This window comes from Streptomyces sp. NPDC003379 (genome assembly GCF_053589195.1).
Genome location: NZ_JBSFRK010000004.1, coordinates 100,593 through 121,123 on the forward strand (window position 1 = coordinate 100,593; position 20,531 = coordinate 121,123).

A 20,531-nucleotide genomic window follows, 5' to 3' on the forward strand; every position below is an offset into this window, starting at 1 on the left:
AGACGGGGCAGGGGGGAAGGGGCCGACGGGACGAGGCGGTGGAGACCAGGCGGGTGGGACGGAGCGGATAGGGACGGGCGGGCCGGGACAGCCTGCGGAGCGGCCGCCTGACCGAGGCGCAAAGAGGGGTTCGACGGCAGACGGCACCGCACACGCGACCACCGCACATGCGACCCCCCGCACGACGGCACGCGGCACGCCCCGCGCACAGCAGGAGCAACCCCACTTTGCGTTCGCTTGACCCTAGCAGCATGACAATCATTTTCACTAACGAGCCACTGGCCAAGTACGGAGCCGACGCAGGACGCGGAACTGGCAGGAGACGCTGCGGGCGGCGGACGCGGCGCTTCCCGAGCCGCTGGTCGGGGGCTGGAGCGCCGATTCCGGGTAAGAGCTGGGGCGCGTCCTCGCGCGGCGCCCCGACGTCACGGCGGTGTTCGTCTCCAACGACCAGATGGCGCTCGGCGCGCTGCGCGCCTTTCACGAGGCCGGGCGCGAGGTGCCGGGCGACGTCGGCGTCGTGGGGTACGACGACATTCCCGAGGCCGCCCATCTGCTGCCGCCGCTGACCACCGTACGCACGGACTTCGCGGAGATCGGCCGCCGCGCGCTGCGGCTGCGGCTGTCCCGCATCGAGGAACCGGACCGGCCGCGGGCCGGGCACGTGGTGCCGGTGGCACTGGTCGTGCGCGGCAGCACGATGTAGGGCGCTTCGACGGCCTTGGTGCCCGTCGGCCGGGACGCGAGCGAGCGCCGGGCCGTGTCACCCGCGTACTGCTTGCCGGTCGACGGGTCGACGCGGATCATTTTGATCCCTGTCCACCAACTGCCGAAGGACAGCCACCACTTGCCGTCGTCGTCCACGAAGAGGTTGGGGTCGATGGCGTTGTAGTCGCTGGTGGAGCCGGACGTGTAGACCGTGCCGTGGTCTGTCCAGCTGCCCGGCTCACCCGTGGTGGACGTCGCGAACCCGATCGCGGACGTGTTGGTGCCGAAGCTGGAGACGGAGTAGTACATCAGGTACTTGCCGCCGTGGTACGAGATGTCGGGCGCCCACGCCTCCGGCACGGTGGAGTACCGCGACCACCAGGCCGGCCTGCTGCCGAAGGCGTCCGCGCCGGCCCGGAAGGCGGTCCGGTCGGTGGAGGAGCGGTGGCCGATGCCGCCGCCGGTGGCGTAGAGCAGGTACGTGCCCGCCGGGGTGCGGACCATGGTCGGGTCGTGGACGACGGTGCTGCCGGTGACGGTGCCGGGGTTGGGGTAGGCGGCCGCGGTGCCCGGCACGAGGGCGAGCAGTGCGGCGGCGGGGAGGGCGAGAAGCGCGCGGCGTCCCACGGGGCGGTCGGTGCGCGGGAGGGTGCGGCTCACATGGGCCTCCTTGGCGGAAGCAGCCTGATCATGTTCCAGGAAAGGGGCTCCAGCGTGGCGGTAAGGGTGCCGTCCCGCAGCTCCGTGCCCGGCACGTCGTGCGGGGTGACGCGCTCCTGGTCGTCCAGGGTGTTGCGGGCCTCCGGGTCGGCGTCGGCGACGGCGCTGTGCTCGACGACCGAACTCACTCCCATGCCCTCCAGGGCGACTTCGAGTGGCAGGGGCTCCGTCTGGCTGCGGTTGACGGCGAAGACGGTGACGGTGCCGTCGTCGGCGCGTACCGCCGTGGCGTGCAGCAGCGGCACCTCGCCGAACTTCGCCGTGTCGTACGTCGGTGAGTCCACGCGGACGTCCAGGACCCGGCCGCGGCCGTGCCGCGAGGTCTGCGCGAAGGGGAAGAACGTCGTCTGGCGCCAGGCCGGGCCGCCCGGCTCGGTGAGGATCGGCGCGATGACGTTGACGAGCTGGGCCAGGCAGGCGACGGTGACCCGGTCGGCGTGCCGCAGCAGGGCGATGAGCAGAGAGCCGAAGACGACGGCGTCGGTGACAGTGTAGTTGTCCTCCAGGAGGCGCGGGGCCTCCTGCCAGTCCTCGGCGGGCTGGAGGGCGGTGCGTCGCTGGTACCAGACGTTCCACTCGTCGAAGGAGAGGTTGATCCTCTTCTTCGACTTGAGCCGGGCACCGACGTGGTCGCAGGTGGCGACAGTGCTCTCGATGAAGGACTCCATGTCGACGGCCGAGGCGAGGAACGAGTCGCGGTCGCCGTCGATCTCCTCGTAGTAGGCGTGCAGCGAGACGTGGTCGACGAGGTCGTACGTCTCGGCGAGGACGGTCGCCTCCCAGGCCGCGAAGGTCTCCATGGACTGCCCGGAGGAGCCGCAGGCGACGAGTTCCAGGGACGGGTCGATCTGCCGCATGGCGCGGGCGGTCTCGGCGGCGAGGCGCCCGTACTCCTCGGCGGTCTTGTGCCCGGTCTGCCAGGGGCCGTCCATCTCGTTGCCGAGGCACCAGAGCCTGATGCCGTAGGGCTCCTTGTCGCCGTGGGCGGCGCGCAGGTCCGAAAGGGATGTGCCCGAGGGGTGGTTGGCGTACTCCTGGAGTTCGAGGGCCTCGGCCACTCCCCTGGTGCCCAGGTTGACGGCCATCATCGGCTCCGCCTGCGGGCCGACGCTGCGGACGAAGCGCACGAACTCGGCGAGCCCGAAGCGGTTGCTCTCCGTGGAGCGCCAGGCGAGGTCGAGGCGGCGCGGCCGTTCGTCGACGGGGCCGACGGAGTCCTCCCACTTGTAGCCGGAGACGAAGTTGCCCCCCGGATAGCGGACGGCGGTGACGCCCAGTTCGCGGACCAGGTCGAGGACGTCGCCGCGCAGGCCCGCCTCGTCCGCGGTGGGGTGGCCGGGCTCGTGGATGCCGGTGTAGACGCAGCGGCCCAGATGCTCGACGAAGGAGCCGAAGAGGCGGGGGTCGACGTCGCCGACGGTGAAGTCCGGGTGGACGGTGAAGCGGGCGGTACGGACGGGAGAGGCGGGAGAGGCAGGACGGGCGGGGCGGTCGGGACGCGTCATGGGTGGTTCCTCAACAGGTCGGCCGCTCTGGAGCGGTGGTTCACGCGGGTCGGCGGCGGGCCGGCAGCACAGGCGGGAAGTGCGGCCTGTGCGGCCGGCCCGGAGTCCGTCAGTCCGTCAGTCCGTCAGTCCGTCTTGATCCTCATGAACGTCACGGAATGGGCGGGGAAGGTGTACGAGAAGGAGTCGTCGACGCCGTCGAAGACCGAGTCGACGGGCTTCACCGGGGTCTTGTCCTTCGTGTTCTCGGCGGTCGGGTCGGCGGACAGCGTGGTCACCCGCGCCTTCGGCGACGCGAGCTTCACCTGCCGTCCGAGGTCGACCTTCGTACGGGCCTGCTCCGCCTGGGCGTTGACGACCTTCACGATGAGGTCGCCGGTCGCCTTGTCGCGCGTGACGACCTGGCGGAACGGTTCGGCCGGCTTGTCGTCGGTGAAGGAACCCCACTTCTTGCCGTCGAGGTAGAGCGTCACCTGACGGCCGCGCACCTCGACGCGGAGGTCGTAGGCGCGGCCCGCCTCGATCCTGGTGGAGTCCTGGATCATCGTCTGCTTGGCGCCGCCGACGGTCTTCTCCACGGCGGACTGGGTGTTGTTCCAGCCGCCGAGGTTCCACCAGTAGTGGTTGCCGGTGTCCTTGACGCCGAAGGCGACCATGAAGCCTTCCTTGCCGGACTTCTTGGTGGCCCTCACCTCCAGGTCGTAGTTCTGCCAGCCCTTGTCGCCCGCGGTGACCAGGGTGTTCTCGGCGGCCTCGTCGGACTGGACGTACGCGCCGTCCTCGACGGCCCACTCGCCCCTGCCCGCCGCCTCGGCCCACTTGCCGTCACCGGCGGAGAAGTCGTCGAAGAACAGCGGTCTTCCGTCCGCGTCCGTGACCGAGACGTCGTCGTACGAGGCGCTCGTCGCCCAGGTGGACAGGCCGACGGCGCCGGTGATCGGGCCCGAGGTGGCGGGGGTGCCGGACGCCTTGGACGGCACGACCTCGTCGCCGACGTTGCGCATGAAGAGCTTCTGCGTCTCGTAGTTGGCCGAGCCCCACGACTGGTCGTTGTCGTACCAGATCATGTTCGGCTTCCACTGCACGTAGTCCTCGTTGGCGAGCAGCGGGGCGTACGAGGCGAGCTTCACGACGTCCGCGTTGCGCTCCAGGCCGGTCATGAACGCGGCTTCGGAGAGGGCGTTGCCGAAGGTGTTGCCCTGTGAGGCGTACTCGCCGAGGAAGACCTTGGGGCCGCGCCGGTCGTAGGAGTCGTAGCGGTCGTTGTTCTCCAGGAACCACTGCGGGCTGTTGTAGTAGTGCTCGTCGACCATCGCGACGTTCGCGTCACGGCTGAGCTGCCAGGCCTTGTCGAATACGGAACCGCTGTCATCGGGGCCGGAGTTGGCGACGACGGTGATCTCCGGGTGCTCGGCCTCGATGGCGGCGCGGAACTCCTTGAAGCGGGCGAAGAACTCCTCGGGGAGGTTCTCCTCGTTGCCGACTCCGAGGTGGGTGAGGCCGAAGGGCTTGGGGTGGCCCATCCGTGCGCGCTTCTTGCCCCATTCGCTGCTCACCGGGCCGTTGGCGAACTCGATGAGGTCGAGGGTGTCCTGGATGTGCCGCTTGAGCAGGGCCGGGTCGTCGGTGGCCTTGTTCTGGCCGCAGCCGGTCACCAGGGCGGGCACGACGGGCAGCGGCATGGCGCCGGTGTCCTCCGCGAACTGGAAGTACTCGTAGTAGCCGAGCCCGTAACTCTGGTTGTAGCCCCAGAAGTTGGCGTTGGTGGCGCGCTGCTCGACCGGGCCTATGGTGTCCTTCCACTGGTAGGAGCGGCTGCGCTGCCAGCCGGACTTCTCGTCATACGCCTCGTGGCTGCCGGTGTTGACCAGGCAGCCGCCGGGGAAGCGCAGGAAGCCGGGGTTCAAGGCGGCGATCTTCTCGGCCAGGTCCTTGCGCAGGCCGTTCTCGCGGCCCTTGTAGGTGTCGCGGGGGAAGAGGGAGATCATGTCGAGCGCGGCGGGGGCGCCCGAGGCGACCGTCAGCCGGCCGGCGGCGGAGGTGCGGGTGGCGGTGAAGGTCGCCTTGTACTTGGCCCAGCCGCCGCGCGCGGTGACGCGGCGGGCGGTGGCCAGCTCGCCCGAGGCGTCGTGCAGCGTGAGGGTGAGCGGCGCTCCGGCGCGGTCCGCGCGGGCCCAGACGGAGAAGTCGTAGCGCTTGCCCTTCTGGACGGCGATGCCGGTGTTGTAGCCGGAGTTGGTGACGGACGAACCGGCGTTCAGGGAGAGGTAGTTGCGGTTGCGTTCGTTCAGGCGGCCGCCGTCGTTGACGACCTTGGCGGTGCCCTTGGTGTCCCACGAGGTCAGCGGCGTGTAGGACCGGTTGTCGGCGGGCTCGTACTCGAAGGACCTGTTCTGGACCAGCTCGGCGTAGAGGCCGCCGTCGGCCGCGCGGTTGATGTCCTCGTAGAAGACGCCGTACATCGAGTCGTCGATCTTCGCGCCGGTGCCGGTCGCGTCGACGTCGATCGTGTAGTCGGTCGGCTCGGCCGCCGCGCTGGGAACCCCGGCGAGCGTGCCGGCCAGCAGGGCTCCGGCGGTGAGACCTCCGACGGCGAGAGCGAGTCTCCCTCGTCTGTGTGCCATGTCATCCCCACCTGTTCGAAATATCGGACATTGATCAGCACTTCGAACGGAAACTTAGGAACCCGAGGGAGCCCACGTCAACGCCTGGGACCAACCCTGCGCAAAGCGTTGACGCGACGGGAGTTGGACTCTACGGTCCGTTCGAACTGACGAGCATCATTCGATATCTCGAACATGCGCCGTTCCGATCACTTCCGTCTCAGAGAGAGGGACGAGCCGCCGTGCCTCCACCCCTACCGACCCGCCGCGGCGTGCTCGGCGGTCTCGGAGCGCTCGCCGTCGCGGTCAGCTTCGGCGTCGCCGCCTCGGGGCGTGGCGCCTCCGCCATCGCCTCGGACGCCGACGTACGCGTCCGCTACTGGAACCTCTTCAGCGGCGGCGACGGTGTCAACATGATCGCCATGCTGGACGCGTTCCGGCAGGCCAACCCCCGTGTGGACGTGAAGGATTCGACGCTTCAGTGGGGAAATCCGTACTACACGAAGCTGGCCATGGCAGCCGCCGGCCGGCGCGCCCCCGACCTCGCCGTCATGCACCTGGGCCGCATCCCGGGCTTCGCGCCCGGCAGGCTCCTCGACCCCTGGGACGTGGAGCTGCTCGCCCGGTACGGCGTGCGCGAGGCGGACTTCGACCCGCTGCTGTGGAAGCGCGCCGTCATCGACGGCAAGCTCTACGGTCTGCCGCTCGACATCCACGCCCAGCTCTGCTTCTACCGCCGCGACGTGTGCGGGAAGGCGGGGCTGCTCGCCGAGGACGGTCAACTGGCCGCCGTCTCCTCGCCCGAGGAGTGGTTCAAGATGCTGCGCGCCGCCAAGAAGGCCACCAAGGGCGGGCTCCAGACCCTCGGCATGAAGGCCAACGAACCCAACTTCAGCTGGTGGTTCTTCCTCTCCTTCTACACCCAGCTCGGCGGCACCTGTCTGAGCGCCGACGGCCGGGACGTCACCTTCGACACCGACAAGGCCGTCGAGGTCCTGGAGTTCCTGCGGCAGCACGTCACCGACGGCTACACCACGCCGGTCGGCATCGCCGACGGTGAGATGTTCATCAACGGCTCCCCCTTCACCTGGGAGGGCAACTGGTCCGTCCCCGTCTTCGGCGGCGCGGAGCTCGACTACGGCGCCACCCCGCTCCCACCCGTCTTCGGCAAGGCCGCCACCCATGCCGAGTCGCACTGCTTCGTCCTCCCCCACCAGGAAGAGCGCGGCGGACCCACCGACGAGGCCGCCCACCAGCTGGCCGCGTACGTCGTCCGGCACGCCCTGGACTGGGCGCGGGGCGGCCATATCCCCGCGTACAAGCCGACGTTGGAGGACGCCGACTACCGGGCGCTGCAACCGCAGTCCGCGTACGTGTCCGCCATGGACCACATGGCGGTCGAGCCGCACGTGTGGTTCGCGGGCTCCACCGGCACCCTCGCCCAGCGCGTCGGTCCCGTCGTCGCCGCCTCGAACTCCGGGTCCGCGAGGCCCGACGCCACGGCACGGCGGATGCGGGGCGTCTTCGAGAGGCTGCTCGCGATGAAGGATCCCATGACCACGGGAGCGGGTCCCGCCACGGGAGCGGGTCCCGCCGCATGAGCGCCGTCGACACCGCCCTGCGGCCGCCACCCGCCGCACGCCCCGCGGCCACCACCCACGCCGATTCGGCGCGGGCCCGCCTGGCCCGCCGCTTCCAGCACGGCGGCTGGTTCGTCGCCCCCTTCCTCGTGCTGTTCGCGCTGTTCGTACTGGTGCCGATCGGGCGCGGGGTGTGGCTGAGCCTCACCGACGCCAACATCTCCGGTACGGGCGAGCGTTTCGTGGGCCTCGACAACTACCGGGAGGCCTTCGACACCCCGCTGATGTGGGAAACCCTGGGCCACAGCGCGTACTTCACGCTGCTCGTGGTGCCGTGCATCGTCCTGCTGGCCTTCCTCCTGGCGATGCTCGCCCACCACATCGAGCGCGCCAAGTGGCTGTGGCGGCTCTGCTTCTTCGCGCCGTTCCTGCTGCCGTCCACCGTCGCCGCGAACCTCTGGCAGTGGCTGTTCAACCCCGGCACCGGAATGATCAACCACGTCTTCGGCCTGGACACGCCCTGGCTGACCCAGAAGTCCACCGCCATGCTCGCCGTGGTCATCACCACCCTGTGGTGGACGGTCGGCTTCAGCTTCCTGCTGTTCCTCGCCGCGCTGCAGAACATCCCGCGGCATCTGTACGAGGCCGCCTCCCTGGACGGCGCGAACGCCTGGCAGCGCACGGTGCACATCACCCTGCCGATGCTGCGCACCATCACCGGGCTCGTCGTCACCCTCCAGGTCCTCGCCTCGCTCCAGGTCTTCGACCAAGTCGTGGTGATGCAGGACTTCGGGCCCGGCCCCGAGGAATCGACCCGGACCTTCGTGCAGTACACCCTCGAAGAGGGCTTCACCAGCTACCGCGTGGGCTTCGCCTCCGCGGTCTCCATCATCTTCTTCGTGCTGATCGCGGCCGTCGCCCTCGGCCGGATGTGGCTGCTGCGCAAGCGCGAGGAGGGTGTGCGATGAGCGAGGGACGTGCGATGAGGAAGTGGACCGCGGGGCAGATCGTGCTCACGGGTCTGGGGACCGTCGTCTCGGCGGTGTGGCTGTCGCCCCTGCTGTGGGCGCTGTTCACCTCCCTGAAGTCGGAGACCGAGGCCGTCGCCGTGCCCACCCACTGGGTGCCGCAGGACTTCACGTTCCAGGCGTGGCGGGCCATCTTCGAGACCGGCAACATCACCAACTGGTTCGTGAACTCCGTCGTCGTCTCGGTCTGCGTCACCTTCGTCGTGGTGCTGGTGAGCGCGCTCGCCGGGTACGGCTTCGCGCGTACGGAGTTCCGTGGCAAGAACGCGCTGCTGGGCCTGGTCATGGCGGGCCTCATGGTGTCGCCCGCGGTGCTCGGCGTGCCGCTGTTCAGCACCGTCCAGTCGATGGGGATGGTCGACACGTACTGGGGGATGATCCTGCCGCAGTGCGCGCCGGCCGCGATGGTCTACATCCTCTACAAGTTCTTCCAGGGCATCCCGAAGGAGCTGGAGGAGGCGGCGTTCATCGACGGCGCCGGGCGCTGGCGGGTCTTCTTCACCGTCGTGCTGCCGCTGTCGCGGCCGTCCCTCGCGGCGGTCGGGATCTTCACCTTCATCGCGTCGTGGAACAACTTCCTGTGGCCCTACATGGTGACCAACAACCCCGACCTGATGACCATGCCGAACGGCATCGCGACGGTCATGAACTCCTACGGCATCCAGTGGGCGCAGCTGATGGCGGGCGGCCTGATGGCGGGGCTCCCGCTGATCGTCGTCTTCGTCTTCTTCCAGCGGCAGATCGTCGCCGGCGTGGCGCACACCGGCCTGGCCGGGCAGTGACGTACGCCGCACGCGGAGTGCGCGAAGGACGCCCCGCCGGGTTCCACCGGCGGGGCGTCCGCACGCTCGTGGGGCGGGCGGCCTACTTGTAGGTGATGTCCGACGCCGTGAACTTGCAGTACGTGCCGTCCGGGCCGTTGCCCGTCTCGACCGGCTCGTCACCGGTGTTGTTGCCGGTGAAGCGCATGCAGGTCTTGATCTTCTTGTTGCTGTCGCCGTGGATGCGGATGTCGCGCAGCGCGGCGGTGTCACCGTAGTTGGTGTTGATGCCGACGATCGACTTGCCAGGGGCGGTGATGTCGGTGTCGTTGATGATGATGTTGCGCTGGTACTGCTTGGAGCAGTTGCCGCAAGTCCGTACGAGCTTCCCGAAGTCGGAGACCTGGAACTTGTTGACGACCAGCTTGCCCGCGCCGTTGAACTGGAAGACCTTGTCGTCGGCCTTCTTCGCACCACCGCCCTGGACGGCGTACGTGGAGCCCGCCGAGGTCCCCTTGAACGTGGCCGCGTCCTCGCCGACGTCCTCCCACCACACGTTCTGCAGCGTGCAGCTGCCCTGGCAGTGGATGCCGTCGGCGGCGGGCGCGCCGATGATGACGTTCTTCAGGGTCGCCCCGTCCTTCAGCTTGAAGATCGGGTCCTGGCCCTCGTTCTGGCCGTCACCGCCGAGCTCGCCGCTGCCGTAGTAGCGCTTGAGGCCGCCGTCACGGGTGCCGGAGACCTCGATGGTCTTCGGCACCGCCTGCCGGCCCTTGGCCTCCGGCCATGCGGTGGCCGCTCCCGCCGTCGACATGAGGGAGGTGGTGACGAGGGCGGCGCCGGTCAGGCCGAGTGCGGCGACACCGCCGATGACGGCGCGGCGGCGGGTGCGGCTGCGACGGTGGCGTACGGACCCGTTCGCGGTTGAAGTCATGTCCGGATTCCTTCGGTGGACAGAAGTGTGCGTCTTCTGGTCGCCACCGCGCGGCAAAAGGTTGCCGTCTTAAAGAAAGTCACCTCGCCATTCGGTGCGTTCGTCCGAGGTGGCCGCCCGGACCGTGTACCGGTCGGCGTGCGCGTCCCGCTGCCCCTCGGGGTGGTTGTACTGCCCGGCGAAGACATGCCGGCCGGCCGGTACGGTCCGCCCCGCCTTGAGCGTCCACCGGTAGACGAGGGAGCCGCCCCGCTCCGTCGCCGTCACGTCGAAGTCGTCGACGGGCAGCGTGCGCCAGTTGCCGGTGTCGGCGACCTTGCCGGCGCGGGCGACGCGCAGCTCGACGGTGAGCGCGGTCAGCGGCTTCTTCGCCTTGACGGTGATGTCGCTCTGCGACCAGTACGTGCTGGAGCCGGGGTCGATCGAGCCGTCCGCCCACAGCAGTTCGGCCGCGGGCACGGTCTTCGGGCCGCGCGGCGGATCCGCGGGCTCGGACGGCTCGGAGGGTTCGGGCGGCTCGGACGGCCTATGCGGCTTGTATGGCTTGTCGGGCTTGTGGGGCTTCGGGACGCCGGATGTGGGCCGTGGCGGGGGCGGGGCGGGAGTGCGGCCGTGCTCCGTGGCGGCGGGCGGCGCGTCCGGTGTCGAGCTCGTGGCGACGGACTGCGGGTCCGGGTCGTCGCCGCGCAGCGCCGAGGCCACGCCGTACCCGGCGACCGCGCAGACACCGGCCACGGCGGCGGTCGCGGTCACCACGCGCAGCCAGGAGGCGCCCGGCCGGTGGGGCGGCTTCGGCCGGTGCGGCCGTTTCGGCCGGCGCTCGGGCCGCTCCCGGGCCGTCATGCCCTGCTCGATGCGGGCGAGCATCCGCTCGCGGTCGGGCCGGTGCGCCTGGGCGGCGCCGCGCAGCTTCCTGCGCACTTCCTTGTCGTCGTCCCTCATGTGCTTCCCCCCGTGTCCACCGTGACCGCGCGCACCTGTTGCCAGGCGGTGTGGGGACCGAGGCGTCGTTGCAGCTCGGCCACTCCCTTCGACGTCTGGCTCTTCACCGTACCCACTGAGACCCCGAGGGCCTGCGCGGTGTCCTTCTCGGAGAGGTCGAAGGCGTGCCGCAGCACGACGCAGGCACGCTTGCGGAAGGGCAGCGCGCGCAGCGCCTCCCTTACGTCGACCACGGCCGGTACGTCCGGGTCGGCCACGTCCTCGCCGCGCCCCGACCAGAAGAGCGTGACGCGGCGACGTTCGCGGACGGCGCTGCGGATGCGGCTGCGCGCCATGTTGGCGACGACCCCTCGGGCGTACGCGGCCGGGTGGTCGGCGGCGCGCACCCGGTCCCAGCGGTGCCAGAGCGCGAGCAGCGCGTCGGCCGCCAGATCGTCCGCGCCGTCGGCCTCGCCGGTCAACAGGTGTGCCAGGCGGGCGAGTTCGGCGTAGTGCCGCTCGAAGAAGGCATGGAACTCGGCGGCCGCGTCGTCGGCGGCCGAAGGCATGGGTGTCCTCTTTCCCCCGGGCCCCGAAGCGCCGCATACGGCGGGCCCGGGTGCTGTCTCCCTTGCGGAATCGTGCACTCTAGCTGGTCGTTCCGTTCGTGAGGACACCGGGCAGGGTCACCTCCCCCACGCCGTCGGCGGCCGCGCGCCCGTCCACCGTGCGCACCTGGAAGGGGCGGCGGGACCCGAGGGCGAGGACTCTGACGCCGTCGCCGTGCCGCGTCGCGCGGAAGACCGCCGCGGGCCGTCCTTCGAGGTCGGGCACCGTGATCTCGGTGTCGTACGCCGTGTCGGGGGTGGCGAGCAGCGTGAGGCCGTCGAGCCAGTCGCCGTCGGGGCGCTGTTCGTCGGCGCCCAGCGGCAGCAGCGCACCCGGTCGTACGTACAGCGGCAGGCTGTCGAAGCCGTGGGTCTGGCGGTGCCAGCCGGGGCCCTGGACGCTCTCGCCGGTGAGCAGGTGGGTCCACGTCCCTTCGGGGACGTAGAACTCCACGTCGCCGTCGCTCGTGAAGACCGGGGCGACGAGCAGGTCGGGGCCGAGCATGTACTGCCGGTCCAGGGTGCGGCAGGCCGGGTCGTCGGGGAACTCCAGGAGCATCGGCCGCATCACGGGCACGCCCGTGTGATGGGCCTCGACGGCAGCCCCGTACAGGTAGGGCATGAGCCGGTGCTTGAGCTTGGTGAACTTCCCGGCCACGTCGACCGCTTCCTCGCCGAACGCCCACGGCACCCGGTACGACACGTTGCCGTGCAGGCGGCTGTGCGAGGAGAGCAGCCCGAAGGCGAGCCAGCGTTTGAAGACCGCCGGGTCGGGCGTGCCCTCGAAGCCGCCGATGTCGTGCGACCAGAACCCGAAGCCGCTGAGTGAGAGCGAGAGGCCGCCGCGCAGCGACTCGGCCATGGCACCGAGCGAGGCGAAGCAGTCGCCGCCCCAGTGGACGGGGAACTGCTGGCCGCCCGCTGTCGCGGAACGCGCGAACAGCACCGCCTCACCGGCTCCGCGCTCCTTCTCCAGGAGTTCGAAGACGGTGCTGTTGTACAGCTGCGTGTAGTAGTTGTGCATGCGCTCGGGGTCGGAGCCGTCGTGCCAGACCACGTCCGTGGGGACGCGCTCGCCGAAGTCGGTCTTGAAGCAGTCCACGCCCTGGTCGAGCAGGCCGCGCAGCTTGTCGGCGTACCAGGCGCGGGCGGCCGGATCGGTGAAGTCGACGAGGGCCATGCCGGGCTGCCACAGGTCCCACTGCCAGATGTCGCCGTTCGGACGCCGCACGAGGTGTCCCGCCTCACGCGCCTCGTCGAACAGCGCCGACTTCTGCGCGATGTACGGGTTGATCCACACGCTGATCTTGAGACCGCGCTCGCGCAGTCTGCGCAGCATGCCCTCCGGGTCGGGGAAGACGTCCGGATCCCACCGGAAGTCCGTCCACTGGTGTTCGCGCATCCAGAAGCAGTCGAAGTGGAAGACGGAGAGCGGGATGTCGCGCTCGGCCATGCCGTCCACGAACGACGTGACCGTCTCCTCGTCGTACGGAGTGCAGAAGGAGGTGGTGAGCCAGAGGCCGAACGACCAGGCGGGCGGCAGCGCGGGCCGCCCGGTGAGCGCGGTGTAGCGGCGCAGGACGTCCTTGGGTGTGGGCCCGGCGACGACGTAGTACTCCAGCGTCTGGTCCTCGACGCTGAACTGCACCTGGCCGACGGCTTCGGAGCCGATCTCGTACGAAACCTTCCCCGGATGGTTGACGAAGACGCCGTAGCCGCGCGAGGAGAGGTGGAAGGGGATGTTCTTGTACGCCTGCTCGCTGCTGGTCCCGCCGTCGGCCTGCCAGATGTCGACGCTCTGCCCGTTCTTGACGTACGGGGTGAAGCGCTCCCCCAGACCATAGATGCACTCGCCTACACCAAGGGCCAATTGGGCGACCATGTGGTGGGTGCCGTCCGGCGCGGTGGCGAAGGCGGTGCCCCTGCGTTCGACGGCGGTCAGCCGCCGGCCTTCGGCGTCGAGGAACTCCGGCCCCCACGGCCCGGCGGTGTCCAGGCGGAGGGTGAGCGGGCCGCTGACGAGTTCGGTGACGCCGCCCTCGCGGACGATGTGTCCGGCGTTCCCGGTGGCGTCGATCGCGAACTCCGGTCCGTGCGCGGCCTTCCCGGCGTGATGGGTGGCCCGGACGCCGATCACGCCCTCGGCGGGCGAGAAGCATTCGACGGTGATGAGCGGCGAATTGAGGGTGTCGCCGCGCTCGCGGACCTGCTGGACGGCGGCGTACGCGGTGAACCGCCCCTCGCCCTCGCGCACGTCGCGCACCTCGGTGGCGTACGAGGCACGCACCCCGTCACGCATCAGCCAGAAGCCGTCGGTGAACTTCATGCGGCGTCCTCCCGTGGTGCGGCGGCGGTGAAGGTGATCCGTGCCAGGCGGACGGGGCCGCGCAGCCGTACGCGCAGGTCACGCACGCCGGACGCGGCGAAGTCCGAGGTATTGAGGGTGTAGTGGTACGCCCCGCCGGTCGGCGGGACGGTGACGGTGGTGGCGGTGCTGCCCGCGATGAGGTCGACGGCGCCCTCACCCGCGGCCTCGACGGAGACGGCGCTGATTCCGCCCGCGAAGTCGCAGCCCTCGTAGAGCAGTTCGCCCGCCGCGTCGCCCGCGGCGCGCACGGCGTCGCCCACCGTCTTCGTCCGGTCGACGATCTCGGTGCCGCGCTGCGTGTCGTAACCGCTCGCCGCCAGGCCGGCCTCCAGTACCGGCCTGGCGGCGAGCGGTTCGCCGGTGATCCCGACCGGTGTGACGAGCCGGATGTCCTGGCTGGACGCACCGGCCAGCAGTTCGTACGTGCCGGGGGCCACGGTCCAGCGGTCCTGGCGTACGTCCCAGAAGCCCAGGTCGGCGACGGGCAGCCGGAATTCGAGACGGCGCCGGGCGCCGGGCGCGAGAGGGACTCGGCGGTGCGCGGCCAGTGTCCGGTGGGGCAGGGCGACGGGTCCGCGGGGCGCCCGTATGTACAGCTGCGCCACCTCCTCGGCGGCGACGGCCCCGCTGTTGGTGAGGGTGAACGCGACGCGCAGCGTCTCGCCGTCGCGCTCGGCGGTCAGGTCCTCGTAGGTGAAGGCGGAGTAGCCGAGGCCGTGCCCGAACGGGTAGAGGGGCGTGCCGTCGAAGTACAGGTACGTCTGCCGGGAGCCGATGATGTCGTAGTCGAGGAGGTCCGGCAGATCGGTGTCGGCGGCGTACCAGGTCTGCGGCAGGCGGCCTGCCGGGGAGACGTCACCGGCGACGACGCGGGCCAGCGCGGTGCCCGCGGCCTGGCCGCCGTGCGCGGTCCACAGCAGCGCGGGCAGCTCGGCGTGGGCGTCGGCGACCGCGTAGGGGTAGGAGCTGACCAGGGCGAGCACGGTGCGGGGGTTGGCGGCGCGGGCCGCGCGCCACAGCCGTTCCTGGTGGGGCGGCAGGGCGAGGGTGGTGCGGTCCTGGGTCTCGCGGCCGTTGATGTGGGGGTCGTTCCCGGCGACGACGATCACGGTGTCCGCGTCGGCGGCGGCACGGGCCACGGCGTCCTCGCCGCGCTCCACGTACTCGACCGTGAAGAGCGCGGCGCGCTCGGCCGGAAAAGCCTCCCCCTGTGCGGCAACCTTCACGCCGTCGGCGGCGACAGAGACGTACCCACCGGTCCCTGTGTGCCTGAGGAGGTGCCCACCGCCATGCTCGCCGCCCCCGTGGCCCACCCCCTGCCCGCCCCCGTGTTCCACCAGCGCGAACGTCTCCTGTACGACCCAGCCACCCGGCTGGTCCGCCGACGCGCGCACGAAGCCGTCGTCGGCGACGGAGAGGTAGCGCCCGTCGGGTGCCCGCAGCGTCCAGGCGCCCTCGCCCCAGTCGACGAGGGCGAACTCGGTGGCTGCGGCGGCGTCCGGGCAGACGGTCAGCGGTGGCAGGTCGGTGCGGCCCGCCACGAGCGCCGGGTCGAGGGCGCCGGCGGCCACTCCGGCCTGGGCGGCGGTGGAGGACCCCGGCACCCGCAGCCAGCCCTCCGCACATTTCAGGCGCGCCCGGTCCACGCCCTCGGCGTAGCTCAACCGCTCGCCGCCGAAGCGGGCGCGCAGCCCGTCGAGGACGGTGGCCCGGCGGATCAGGGTGCCGCTGTACCAGTCGGTCTTGCACTCGTCGGCGAGGAGCCCGACGACCGCGACACGGGCGCCGTCCGCCGGGGGCGCGAGGGGCAGCAGCCCGTCGTTCTTGAGCAGGACGACGGCTTGCTCGGCGGCCTCGCGGGCCAGCGCCTGGTGTTCGACCGTGTCGAAGTCGCGCGGGCCCGTGGCCCCGTACGGCCCGCCGTCCGGGTCGAACTCGCCGAGCCGCAGGCGCACGGTGAGGTGACGGCGTACCGCCGCGTCGATGTCGGCCTCAGTCAACAGGCCCATGCGCAAGGCGTGTTGGATGCGACCGACTGTGATGTGCGGGTCGGTGCCGTGGTCGGTGAAGCTGTCCACGCCCGCGACGAGCGCCGCGGCGACGGCCTCCTCGTGGGTGGCGAAGTAGTGCTGGGAGTCGACGAGGTTGCTGGGCGCGCCCGCGTCGGAGCAGACGAGCAGCTCTCCGTCCGCCCAGCGCCTCAACTGTCCGCGCAGATAGGGGGATACGTGGTTGGGGCGGCCGTTGACGAGGTTGTAGGCCGGCATCACTCCGGCGACCGCGCCCGCCTCGACGGCGCCGCGGAAGGCGCGCAGGTCGTACTCGTGCAGGACGCGCGGGCGGACGGAGGAGTTCGTGGTGTCCCGGCGCGTCTCGTTGTTGTGGGCGAGCCAGTGCTTGAGCACGGGCGCGGTGCGCCAGTGCGTCGGGTGGTCGCCGCGCAGGCCGCGGGTGTACGCGGCGGCGAGGGCCGAGGTCAGGTGCGGGTCCTCCGCGTAGCCCTCCTCGTTCCTGCCCCACAGCGGGTGGCGCAGGAGGTTCACGGTCGGCGCCCAGACGTTGAGGCCGACGCGGTCGTCGCGGGAGCGCATGGCCCGCGTCTCGACGGCGACGGCCTCGCCGACCCTGCGCACCAGGTCGTCGTTCCAGGTCGCGCCGAGCCCGACGGCCTGCGGGAAGACCGTCGCGGGCCCCATCCAGGCGACGCCGTGCAGGGCCTCCTGGCCGGTGCGGAACGCCGCGATGCCGAGCCGGTCGACGGCGGGCGCGAACTGGTGGAGGAGGGCGACGCGTTCGTCGACGGTCAGCCGGGACAGCAGGTCGTCCACGCGCTTGTCCGGCAGAAGTCCCGGATCGCGGAACGGCGGCGGGCTCTCGGTCACGTGCGGGTCCCCTCGGCGGACGGTGGAGCAGGAACGGCGTACTCCTCGAAGCGCTTCGATGCTCTTCGTTACCCGATGCCCATGTCAAGCCAGGGAACGCGGAGCATCCTCAGATCCCGCCGCACCGCACGCGCCCGCCAACCTCCGTACCCCTCTGGCAAATTCAGAACAGACCCTTGTTACAGCTCTGGCGTTCACTTAATCTCCCAGCAACATCGAAGCGCTTCGAAAGCCCGACCGGCGGTCACCGCCGTATGCCCGGGCGCGCGCCACGAAGGGTTGACGCAATGACGCCGAACTCCCCCTCCACCGGCTCCGGTCCGAACCGGAGAACCTTCCTCGCCTCCTCCGGGCTCGCGGTGCTCGCCGCGGCCGGCGGGGCCCCGCTGCTGACGGCCTGCGGGGGCGGCGGTTCGAAGAACGAGGGCACCACGACGGGGAGGAAGCTCAAGGACCTGCTCCCGGCGTACGTCGCGTCGGACCTCGTCAGTCCGGACATCCCGGCCAAGAACGGCTCGGCCGCGGGTTTCACCAAGGCCCTGCCCGCGGCCGAGCTGAAGACGGCGGTCCCCGAAAAGCTCGGCAAGGGCGGCGAGTTCACCGTCATGGCGCCGATCTGGGGGAACGTGCCCAAGCAGGGCAACCCCTACTGGACCGCGATGGACGAGGCCGCGGGCGTCCGCGTCAACTGGCGCAACCAGCAGGGCGACACGTACGGCCAGAAGCTGGGCGCGGTCCTCGCCTCCAGCGGCGTGCCGGACGCCGTGGTCGTGCCCGGCTGGGAGCTGACCGGCAAGATTCCGAGCGCCATCGCCAACAAGTTCGCCGACCTCGGCCCCTACTTGAGCGGCGACAAGGTGAAGGAGTATCCGAACCTCGCCGCGATCCCGACGGGTGCCTGGCAGCGCTCGGTCTTCGGCGGCAAGCTGCGCGGCCTGCCGATGCCCGCCCCCACCGCCCCGAACATCGCGCCCTTCTACCGCACGGACCTCTTCGAGAAGGAGGGGCTCGAAGCGCCGAGGAGCACCCAGGAGTTCTACGACCTGTGCAAGCAGCTCAACGCCCCCAGGAGCAAGGTGTGGGCGTGCGGCGACATGAGCTGGTCGGCGTTCGCCATCTTCGGCGTGCTGCCGGACAAGCCGTACTACTGGAAGCTCGTCGACGGCAAGCTCGTCCACCGCTACGAGACCGACGAGTACCTCGAAGCGCTGGAGTGGTCGCGCAAGCTCTACTCGGCGGGCTTCGTCCACCCCGACGCGAAGGCGGAGACCGGCAGCATCGGTGACCTGTGCGCCTCCGGCAAGGTCTGGATGTACTGCCAGGACCTCTCCGACTGGTACGGCAAGGCCGCCGTGCAGCGCGTGGACAACAAGAAGTTCCGCATGGAGGCGTTCGACTACTTCGCACCCGACGGCGGAGCACCCACCCTGTACGCGCGCCCGCCCGCCGACATCTGGACGTTCATCAGCGAGAAGGCCGACGAGAACACCGTCCGCGACATCCTCGCCCTCGCCAACTACACGGCGGCGCCCTACGGTTCGAAGGAGCAGCGGCTTCGCATGTACGGTGTCGAGGGCGTCCACCACACCTTCGAGGACGGCGTCCTCACCAAGAACGGCAAGGGCAACAACGAGGTCTTCTCGACGTACGAGTATCTGGCCTCGCCCGCGCCCTTCGTCGCCTACGCCGATCTGCCGGACGTCACCCGGGGCATGGTCGAGTGGCAGCAGCGCCAGGGCGCGCACACGAAGAAGCCGCTCTTCCACGGCATGATGATCATCGAGCCGACGCGGTACACCGAGCTGAACGCCGAGTTCGAGGACCTGGAGAAGGACGTCGTACGCGGCCGCAAAAAGGTCTCCGACGTGCGGCGGGCGGCCTCGGACTGGAAGTCGGGCGGCGGCGACAAGCTGCGCGACTGGTACAAGAAGCTCCTCGACGAGACCGGCGACTCGGCGTCCTGACATGGCACAGAGCACGGCTCGCCCCCGCGCCGCCGCGGAGCGGGCACCCGAGCCCGCCGACGACGCGCCCCCGGCCAGGAAGTCCGCGCCCCGCGTCCCGCTCCGGCACCGGTTGCGCCGCGACCGCGTCCTGCTCCTGATGGTGCTGCCCGCGCTGCTGCTCCTGCTCCTCTTCAACTACGTACCGCTGATGGGCAATGTCGTCGCCTTCCAGGACTACGACCCCTACATCGCGGACAACGCGTTCCAGGCGATGGCGCAGAGTCCATGGATCGGCTTCGAGCACTTCCGGCACATGGTGGAGGACCGGCTGTTCTGGCAGGCGGTCAGGAACACCCTCGCCATCTTCGCGATCCAGCTGACGCTGTTCTTCCCCGTGCCGGTGCTGCTCGCGCTGTTCATCAACAGCTTCGTACGCCCCCGGGTGCGGGCCGTCGCCCAGGCGATCCTCTACCTCCCGCACTTCTTCTCCTGGGTCCTGGTCATCACGGTCTTCCAGCAGATGTTCGGCGGGGCGGGCCTGGTCGCGCAGGTGCTTCGGGACCACGGCCACGACGGCTTCGACCTGATGACCGACCCGGGCCTGTTCAAGTTCCTGGTCACCTTCGAGATGGTCTGGAAGGACGCGGGCTGGGGCGTCATCGTCTTCCTCGCCGCGCTCGCCGCGGTCAGCCCCGACCTGTACGAGGCGGCGGCGATGGACGGCGCGGACCGCTGGCGGCGCATGTGGCACATCCAGCTGCCGGCGCTGCGCCCGGTCGTGGCCCTGCTCCTCGTCCTCCAGGTCGGCAACGCGCTCACCGTCGGCTTCGAACAGATCCTGCTCCAGCGCACCGCGGTGGGCCCCACGGCGTCGGAAGTCCTCGACACGTACGTATGGAACACCGGCCTGGACAACGGCAACTTCGGCTACGGCGCCGCCATCGGCATCGTCAAGGGCGTCTTCGGCCTGCTGATGGTGCTCGGCGCCAACAAGGCCGCCCACCTCATGGGCGAACAGGGGGTGTACAAGCGGTGAGCGTGCTCGACTTCGGCATCAAGCCGGGCAGCCGCACGGGTCTGCGGCCGGTGTGGGAGGAGCCGCCGACCCGGGCCGGGCTCGCCACCAAGGGCGTGACGCTGACGCTGGTCTGCCTGGCCGTCCTCTTCCCGGTGTGGGTGGTGGTCGTCACCAGCCTCTCCTCGGTGAGGACGATCACCGAGACGGGCGGCCTGGTGGTGATCCCCCGGGGCGTCACCTTCCTCCACTACCAGGAGCTGCTCGGCGGCGGCCAGGTCTCGCGGGCCACGCTGGTCAGCGTCGGCGTCACGGTCGTCGGCACGCTCTTCAGCATGGTGGTGTCCGTGCTGTGCGCGTACGGCCTCTCGCGCCCCGGGTCCGTGCTGCACCGCCCGATCCTGCTGCTGATCGTCGCCACGATGTTCTTCGGGGCCGGGCTGATCCCCACCTATCTGGTGGTGCAGGGCCTCGGACTCACCGACACCTATTTGTCGCTGATCCTGCCGAGCGCGTTGAACGTCTTCAACATCCTCGTCCTGCGGGCGTTCTTCATGGGCACGGCGCAGGAGCTGATCGAGAGCGCCCGCATCGACGGGGCCGGGGACCTGCGCATCCTGTGGCGGATCGTCATGCCGCTGTCCCGCGCGGTGCTCGCGGTGATCACGCTCTTCTACGCGGTGGGGTACTGGAGCGCGTGGTTCAACGCCTCGATCTACCTCAGCGACCCGGACATGATGCCGTTGCAGAACGTCATGCAGCAGCTGGTGATCAAGCAGCAGCGGCCCACGGGCCTCAGTCAGGCGATCAATACCGGGCACCTGTCGCCGCTCGCCATCCAGATGGCCGTGATGGTCCTCGCGCTGCTCCCGGTCGCCGTCCTCGCACCGTTCGTGCAGCGGCATTTCAAGCAGGGCATGCTCACCGGCGCGGTGAAGGGCTGATGCGGACG

14 protein-coding genes and 1 pseudogene are annotated in these 20,531 nt (G+C 70.3%); 7 read left to right on the plus strand and 8 right to left on the minus strand.

What is annotated here, in order from left to right; all coding sequences use genetic code 11:
* Positions 1–454: 454 nt before the first annotated feature.
* Positions 455–706 carry a substrate-binding domain-containing protein gene (locus tag ACWDVB_RS05495; protein ID WP_451514277.1) on the plus strand — a complete coding sequence of 84 codons (252 nt, stop codon included), beginning with the start codon at positions 455–457 and terminating at the stop codon, positions 704–706.
* Here ACWDVB_RS05495 and ACWDVB_RS05500 read toward each other — a convergent pair.
* From ACWDVB_RS05500 to ACWDVB_RS05510, 3 genes and pseudogenes are all read right to left on the minus strand, one after another.
* Positions 651–1,368, minus strand: a pseudogene (locus tag ACWDVB_RS05500) (arabinan endo-1,5-alpha-L-arabinosidase); the annotation flags it as partial. The gene ACWDVB_RS05495 and the pseudogene ACWDVB_RS05500 sit on opposite strands and share 56 nt — an antisense overlap.
* Positions 1,365–2,933, minus strand: coding sequence for an arabinosylfuranosidase ArfA (gene arfA, locus ACWDVB_RS05505; RefSeq protein WP_451514180.1), 1,569 nt, complete (start codon positions 2,931–2,933; stop codon positions 1,365–1,367). The gene arfA and the pseudogene ACWDVB_RS05500, both read right to left, overlap by 4 nt.
* Positions 2,934–3,058: 125 nt before the next feature.
* Complete coding sequence (locus ACWDVB_RS05510) at positions 3,059–5,557, minus strand: alpha-L-arabinofuranosidase C-terminal domain-containing protein (RefSeq protein ID WP_451514179.1); 2,499 nt, start codon at positions 5,555–5,557, stop codon at positions 3,059–3,061.
* Positions 5,558–5,778: 221 nt separating this feature from the next.
* Between ACWDVB_RS05510 and ACWDVB_RS05515 the strand changes: the two genes are divergently transcribed.
* The 3 genes from ACWDVB_RS05515 to ACWDVB_RS05525 are packed head-to-tail and all read left to right on the plus strand — an operon-like array spanning position 5,779 to position 8,926.
* Positions 5,779–7,137, plus strand: coding sequence for an extracellular solute-binding protein (locus tag ACWDVB_RS05515; RefSeq protein WP_451514178.1), 1,359 nt, complete (start codon positions 5,779–5,781; stop codon positions 7,135–7,137).
* A complete protein-coding gene (locus tag ACWDVB_RS05520; protein ID WP_451514177.1) occupies positions 7,134–8,084 on the plus strand; it encodes a carbohydrate ABC transporter permease in 951 nt (316 codons plus the stop codon). Before ACWDVB_RS05515 ends, ACWDVB_RS05520 begins: the two co-directional genes overlap by 4 nt.
* Entirely contained in the window at positions 8,081–8,926 is an 846-nt protein-coding gene (locus tag ACWDVB_RS05525; RefSeq protein ID WP_451514176.1) for a carbohydrate ABC transporter permease, read from the plus strand. The genes ACWDVB_RS05520 and ACWDVB_RS05525 overlap by 4 nt, the downstream gene beginning before the upstream one ends.
* 82 nt (positions 8,927–9,008) lie before the next feature.
* On the opposite strand, the gene ACWDVB_RS05530 is transcribed toward ACWDVB_RS05525, so the two are convergent.
* From ACWDVB_RS05530 to ACWDVB_RS05550, 5 genes are all read right to left on the minus strand, one after another.
* Positions 9,009–9,839 carry a pectate lyase gene (locus tag ACWDVB_RS05530; RefSeq protein WP_451514175.1) on the minus strand — a complete coding sequence of 277 codons (831 nt, stop codon included), beginning with the start codon at positions 9,837–9,839 and terminating at the stop codon, positions 9,009–9,011.
* A 69-nt stretch (positions 9,840–9,908) separates the two neighbouring features.
* Positions 9,909–10,781 carry a hypothetical protein gene (locus ACWDVB_RS05535; RefSeq protein ID WP_451514174.1) on the minus strand — a complete coding sequence of 291 codons (873 nt, stop codon included), beginning with the start codon at positions 10,779–10,781 and terminating at the stop codon, positions 9,909–9,911.
* A complete protein-coding gene (locus ACWDVB_RS05540; RefSeq protein ID WP_451514173.1) occupies positions 10,778–11,329 on the minus strand; it encodes a SigE family RNA polymerase sigma factor in 552 nt (183 codons plus the stop codon). The genes ACWDVB_RS05535 and ACWDVB_RS05540 overlap by 4 nt, the downstream gene beginning before the upstream one ends.
* Positions 11,330–11,408: 79 nt before the next feature.
* On the minus strand, positions 11,409–13,694 hold the full coding sequence (yicI, locus tag ACWDVB_RS05545) for an alpha-xylosidase (protein WP_451514172.1): 2,286 nt from the start codon (positions 13,692–13,694) through the stop codon (positions 11,409–11,411).
* On the minus strand, positions 13,691–16,618 hold the full coding sequence (locus ACWDVB_RS05550; RefSeq protein WP_451514171.1) for a glycoside hydrolase family 3 C-terminal domain-containing protein: 2,928 nt from the start codon (positions 16,616–16,618) through the stop codon (positions 13,691–13,693). Before ACWDVB_RS05550 ends, yicI begins: the two co-directional genes overlap by 4 nt.
* Positions 16,619–16,905: 287 nt before the next feature.
* On the opposite strand from ACWDVB_RS05550, the gene ACWDVB_RS05555 reads away from it, so the two are divergent.
* Genes ACWDVB_RS05555 through ACWDVB_RS05565 form a run of 3 tightly spaced genes read left to right on the plus strand, consistent with a single transcriptional unit; the run spans position 16,906 to position 20,523 of the window.
* On the plus strand, positions 16,906–18,582 hold the full coding sequence (locus tag ACWDVB_RS05555) for an extracellular solute-binding protein (RefSeq protein ID WP_451514170.1): 1,677 nt from the start codon (positions 16,906–16,908) through the stop codon (positions 18,580–18,582).
* 1 nt (position 18,583) lies between these two features.
* Positions 18,584–19,600, plus strand: a complete 1,017-nt coding sequence (locus ACWDVB_RS05560) for an ABC transporter permease (protein WP_451514169.1) — start codon at positions 18,584–18,586, stop codon at positions 19,598–19,600.
* Positions 19,597–20,523 carry a carbohydrate ABC transporter permease gene (locus tag ACWDVB_RS05565; RefSeq protein ID WP_451514168.1) on the plus strand — a complete coding sequence of 309 codons (927 nt, stop codon included), beginning with the start codon at positions 19,597–19,599 and terminating at the stop codon, positions 20,521–20,523. Before ACWDVB_RS05560 ends, ACWDVB_RS05565 begins: the two co-directional genes overlap by 4 nt.
* The last annotated feature ends 8 nt before the right edge of the window (positions 20,524–20,531 follow it).

Bases quoted from the DNA above. Each gene is read 5' to 3' on its own strand.
- ACWDVB_RS05495 (WP_451514277.1), top strand. From the start codon at position 455: ATGGCGCTCGGCGCGCTGCGCGCCTTTCACGAGGCCGGGCGCGAGGTG.
- arfA (WP_451514180.1), bottom strand. From the start codon at position 2,933: ATGACGCGTCCCGACCGCCCCGCCCGTCCTGCCTCTCCCGCCTCTCCC.
- ACWDVB_RS05510 (WP_451514179.1), bottom strand. From the start codon at position 5,557: ATGGCACACAGACGAGGGAGACTCGCTCTCGCCGTCGGAGGTCTCACC.
- ACWDVB_RS05520 (WP_451514177.1), top strand. From the start codon at position 7,134: ATGAGCGCCGTCGACACCGCCCTGCGGCCGCCACCCGCCGCACGCCCC.
- ACWDVB_RS05525 (WP_451514176.1), top strand. From the start codon at position 8,081: ATGAGCGAGGGACGTGCGATGAGGAAGTGGACCGCGGGGCAGATCGTG.
- ACWDVB_RS05530 (WP_451514175.1), bottom strand. From the start codon at position 9,839: ATGACTTCAACCGCGAACGGGTCCGTACGCCACCGTCGCAGCCGCACC.
- ACWDVB_RS05535 (WP_451514174.1), bottom strand. From the start codon at position 10,781: ATGAGGGACGACGACAAGGAAGTGCGCAGGAAGCTGCGCGGCGCCGCC.
- ACWDVB_RS05540 (WP_451514173.1), bottom strand. From the start codon at position 11,329: ATGCCTTCGGCCGCCGACGACGCGGCCGCCGAGTTCCATGCCTTCTTC.
- yicI (WP_451514172.1), bottom strand. From the start codon at position 13,694: ATGAAGTTCACCGACGGCTTCTGGCTGATGCGTGACGGGGTGCGTGCC.
- ACWDVB_RS05555 (WP_451514170.1), top strand. From the start codon at position 16,906: ATGACGCCGAACTCCCCCTCCACCGGCTCCGGTCCGAACCGGAGAACC.
- ACWDVB_RS05560 (WP_451514169.1), top strand. From the start codon at position 18,584: ATGGCACAGAGCACGGCTCGCCCCCGCGCCGCCGCGGAGCGGGCACCC.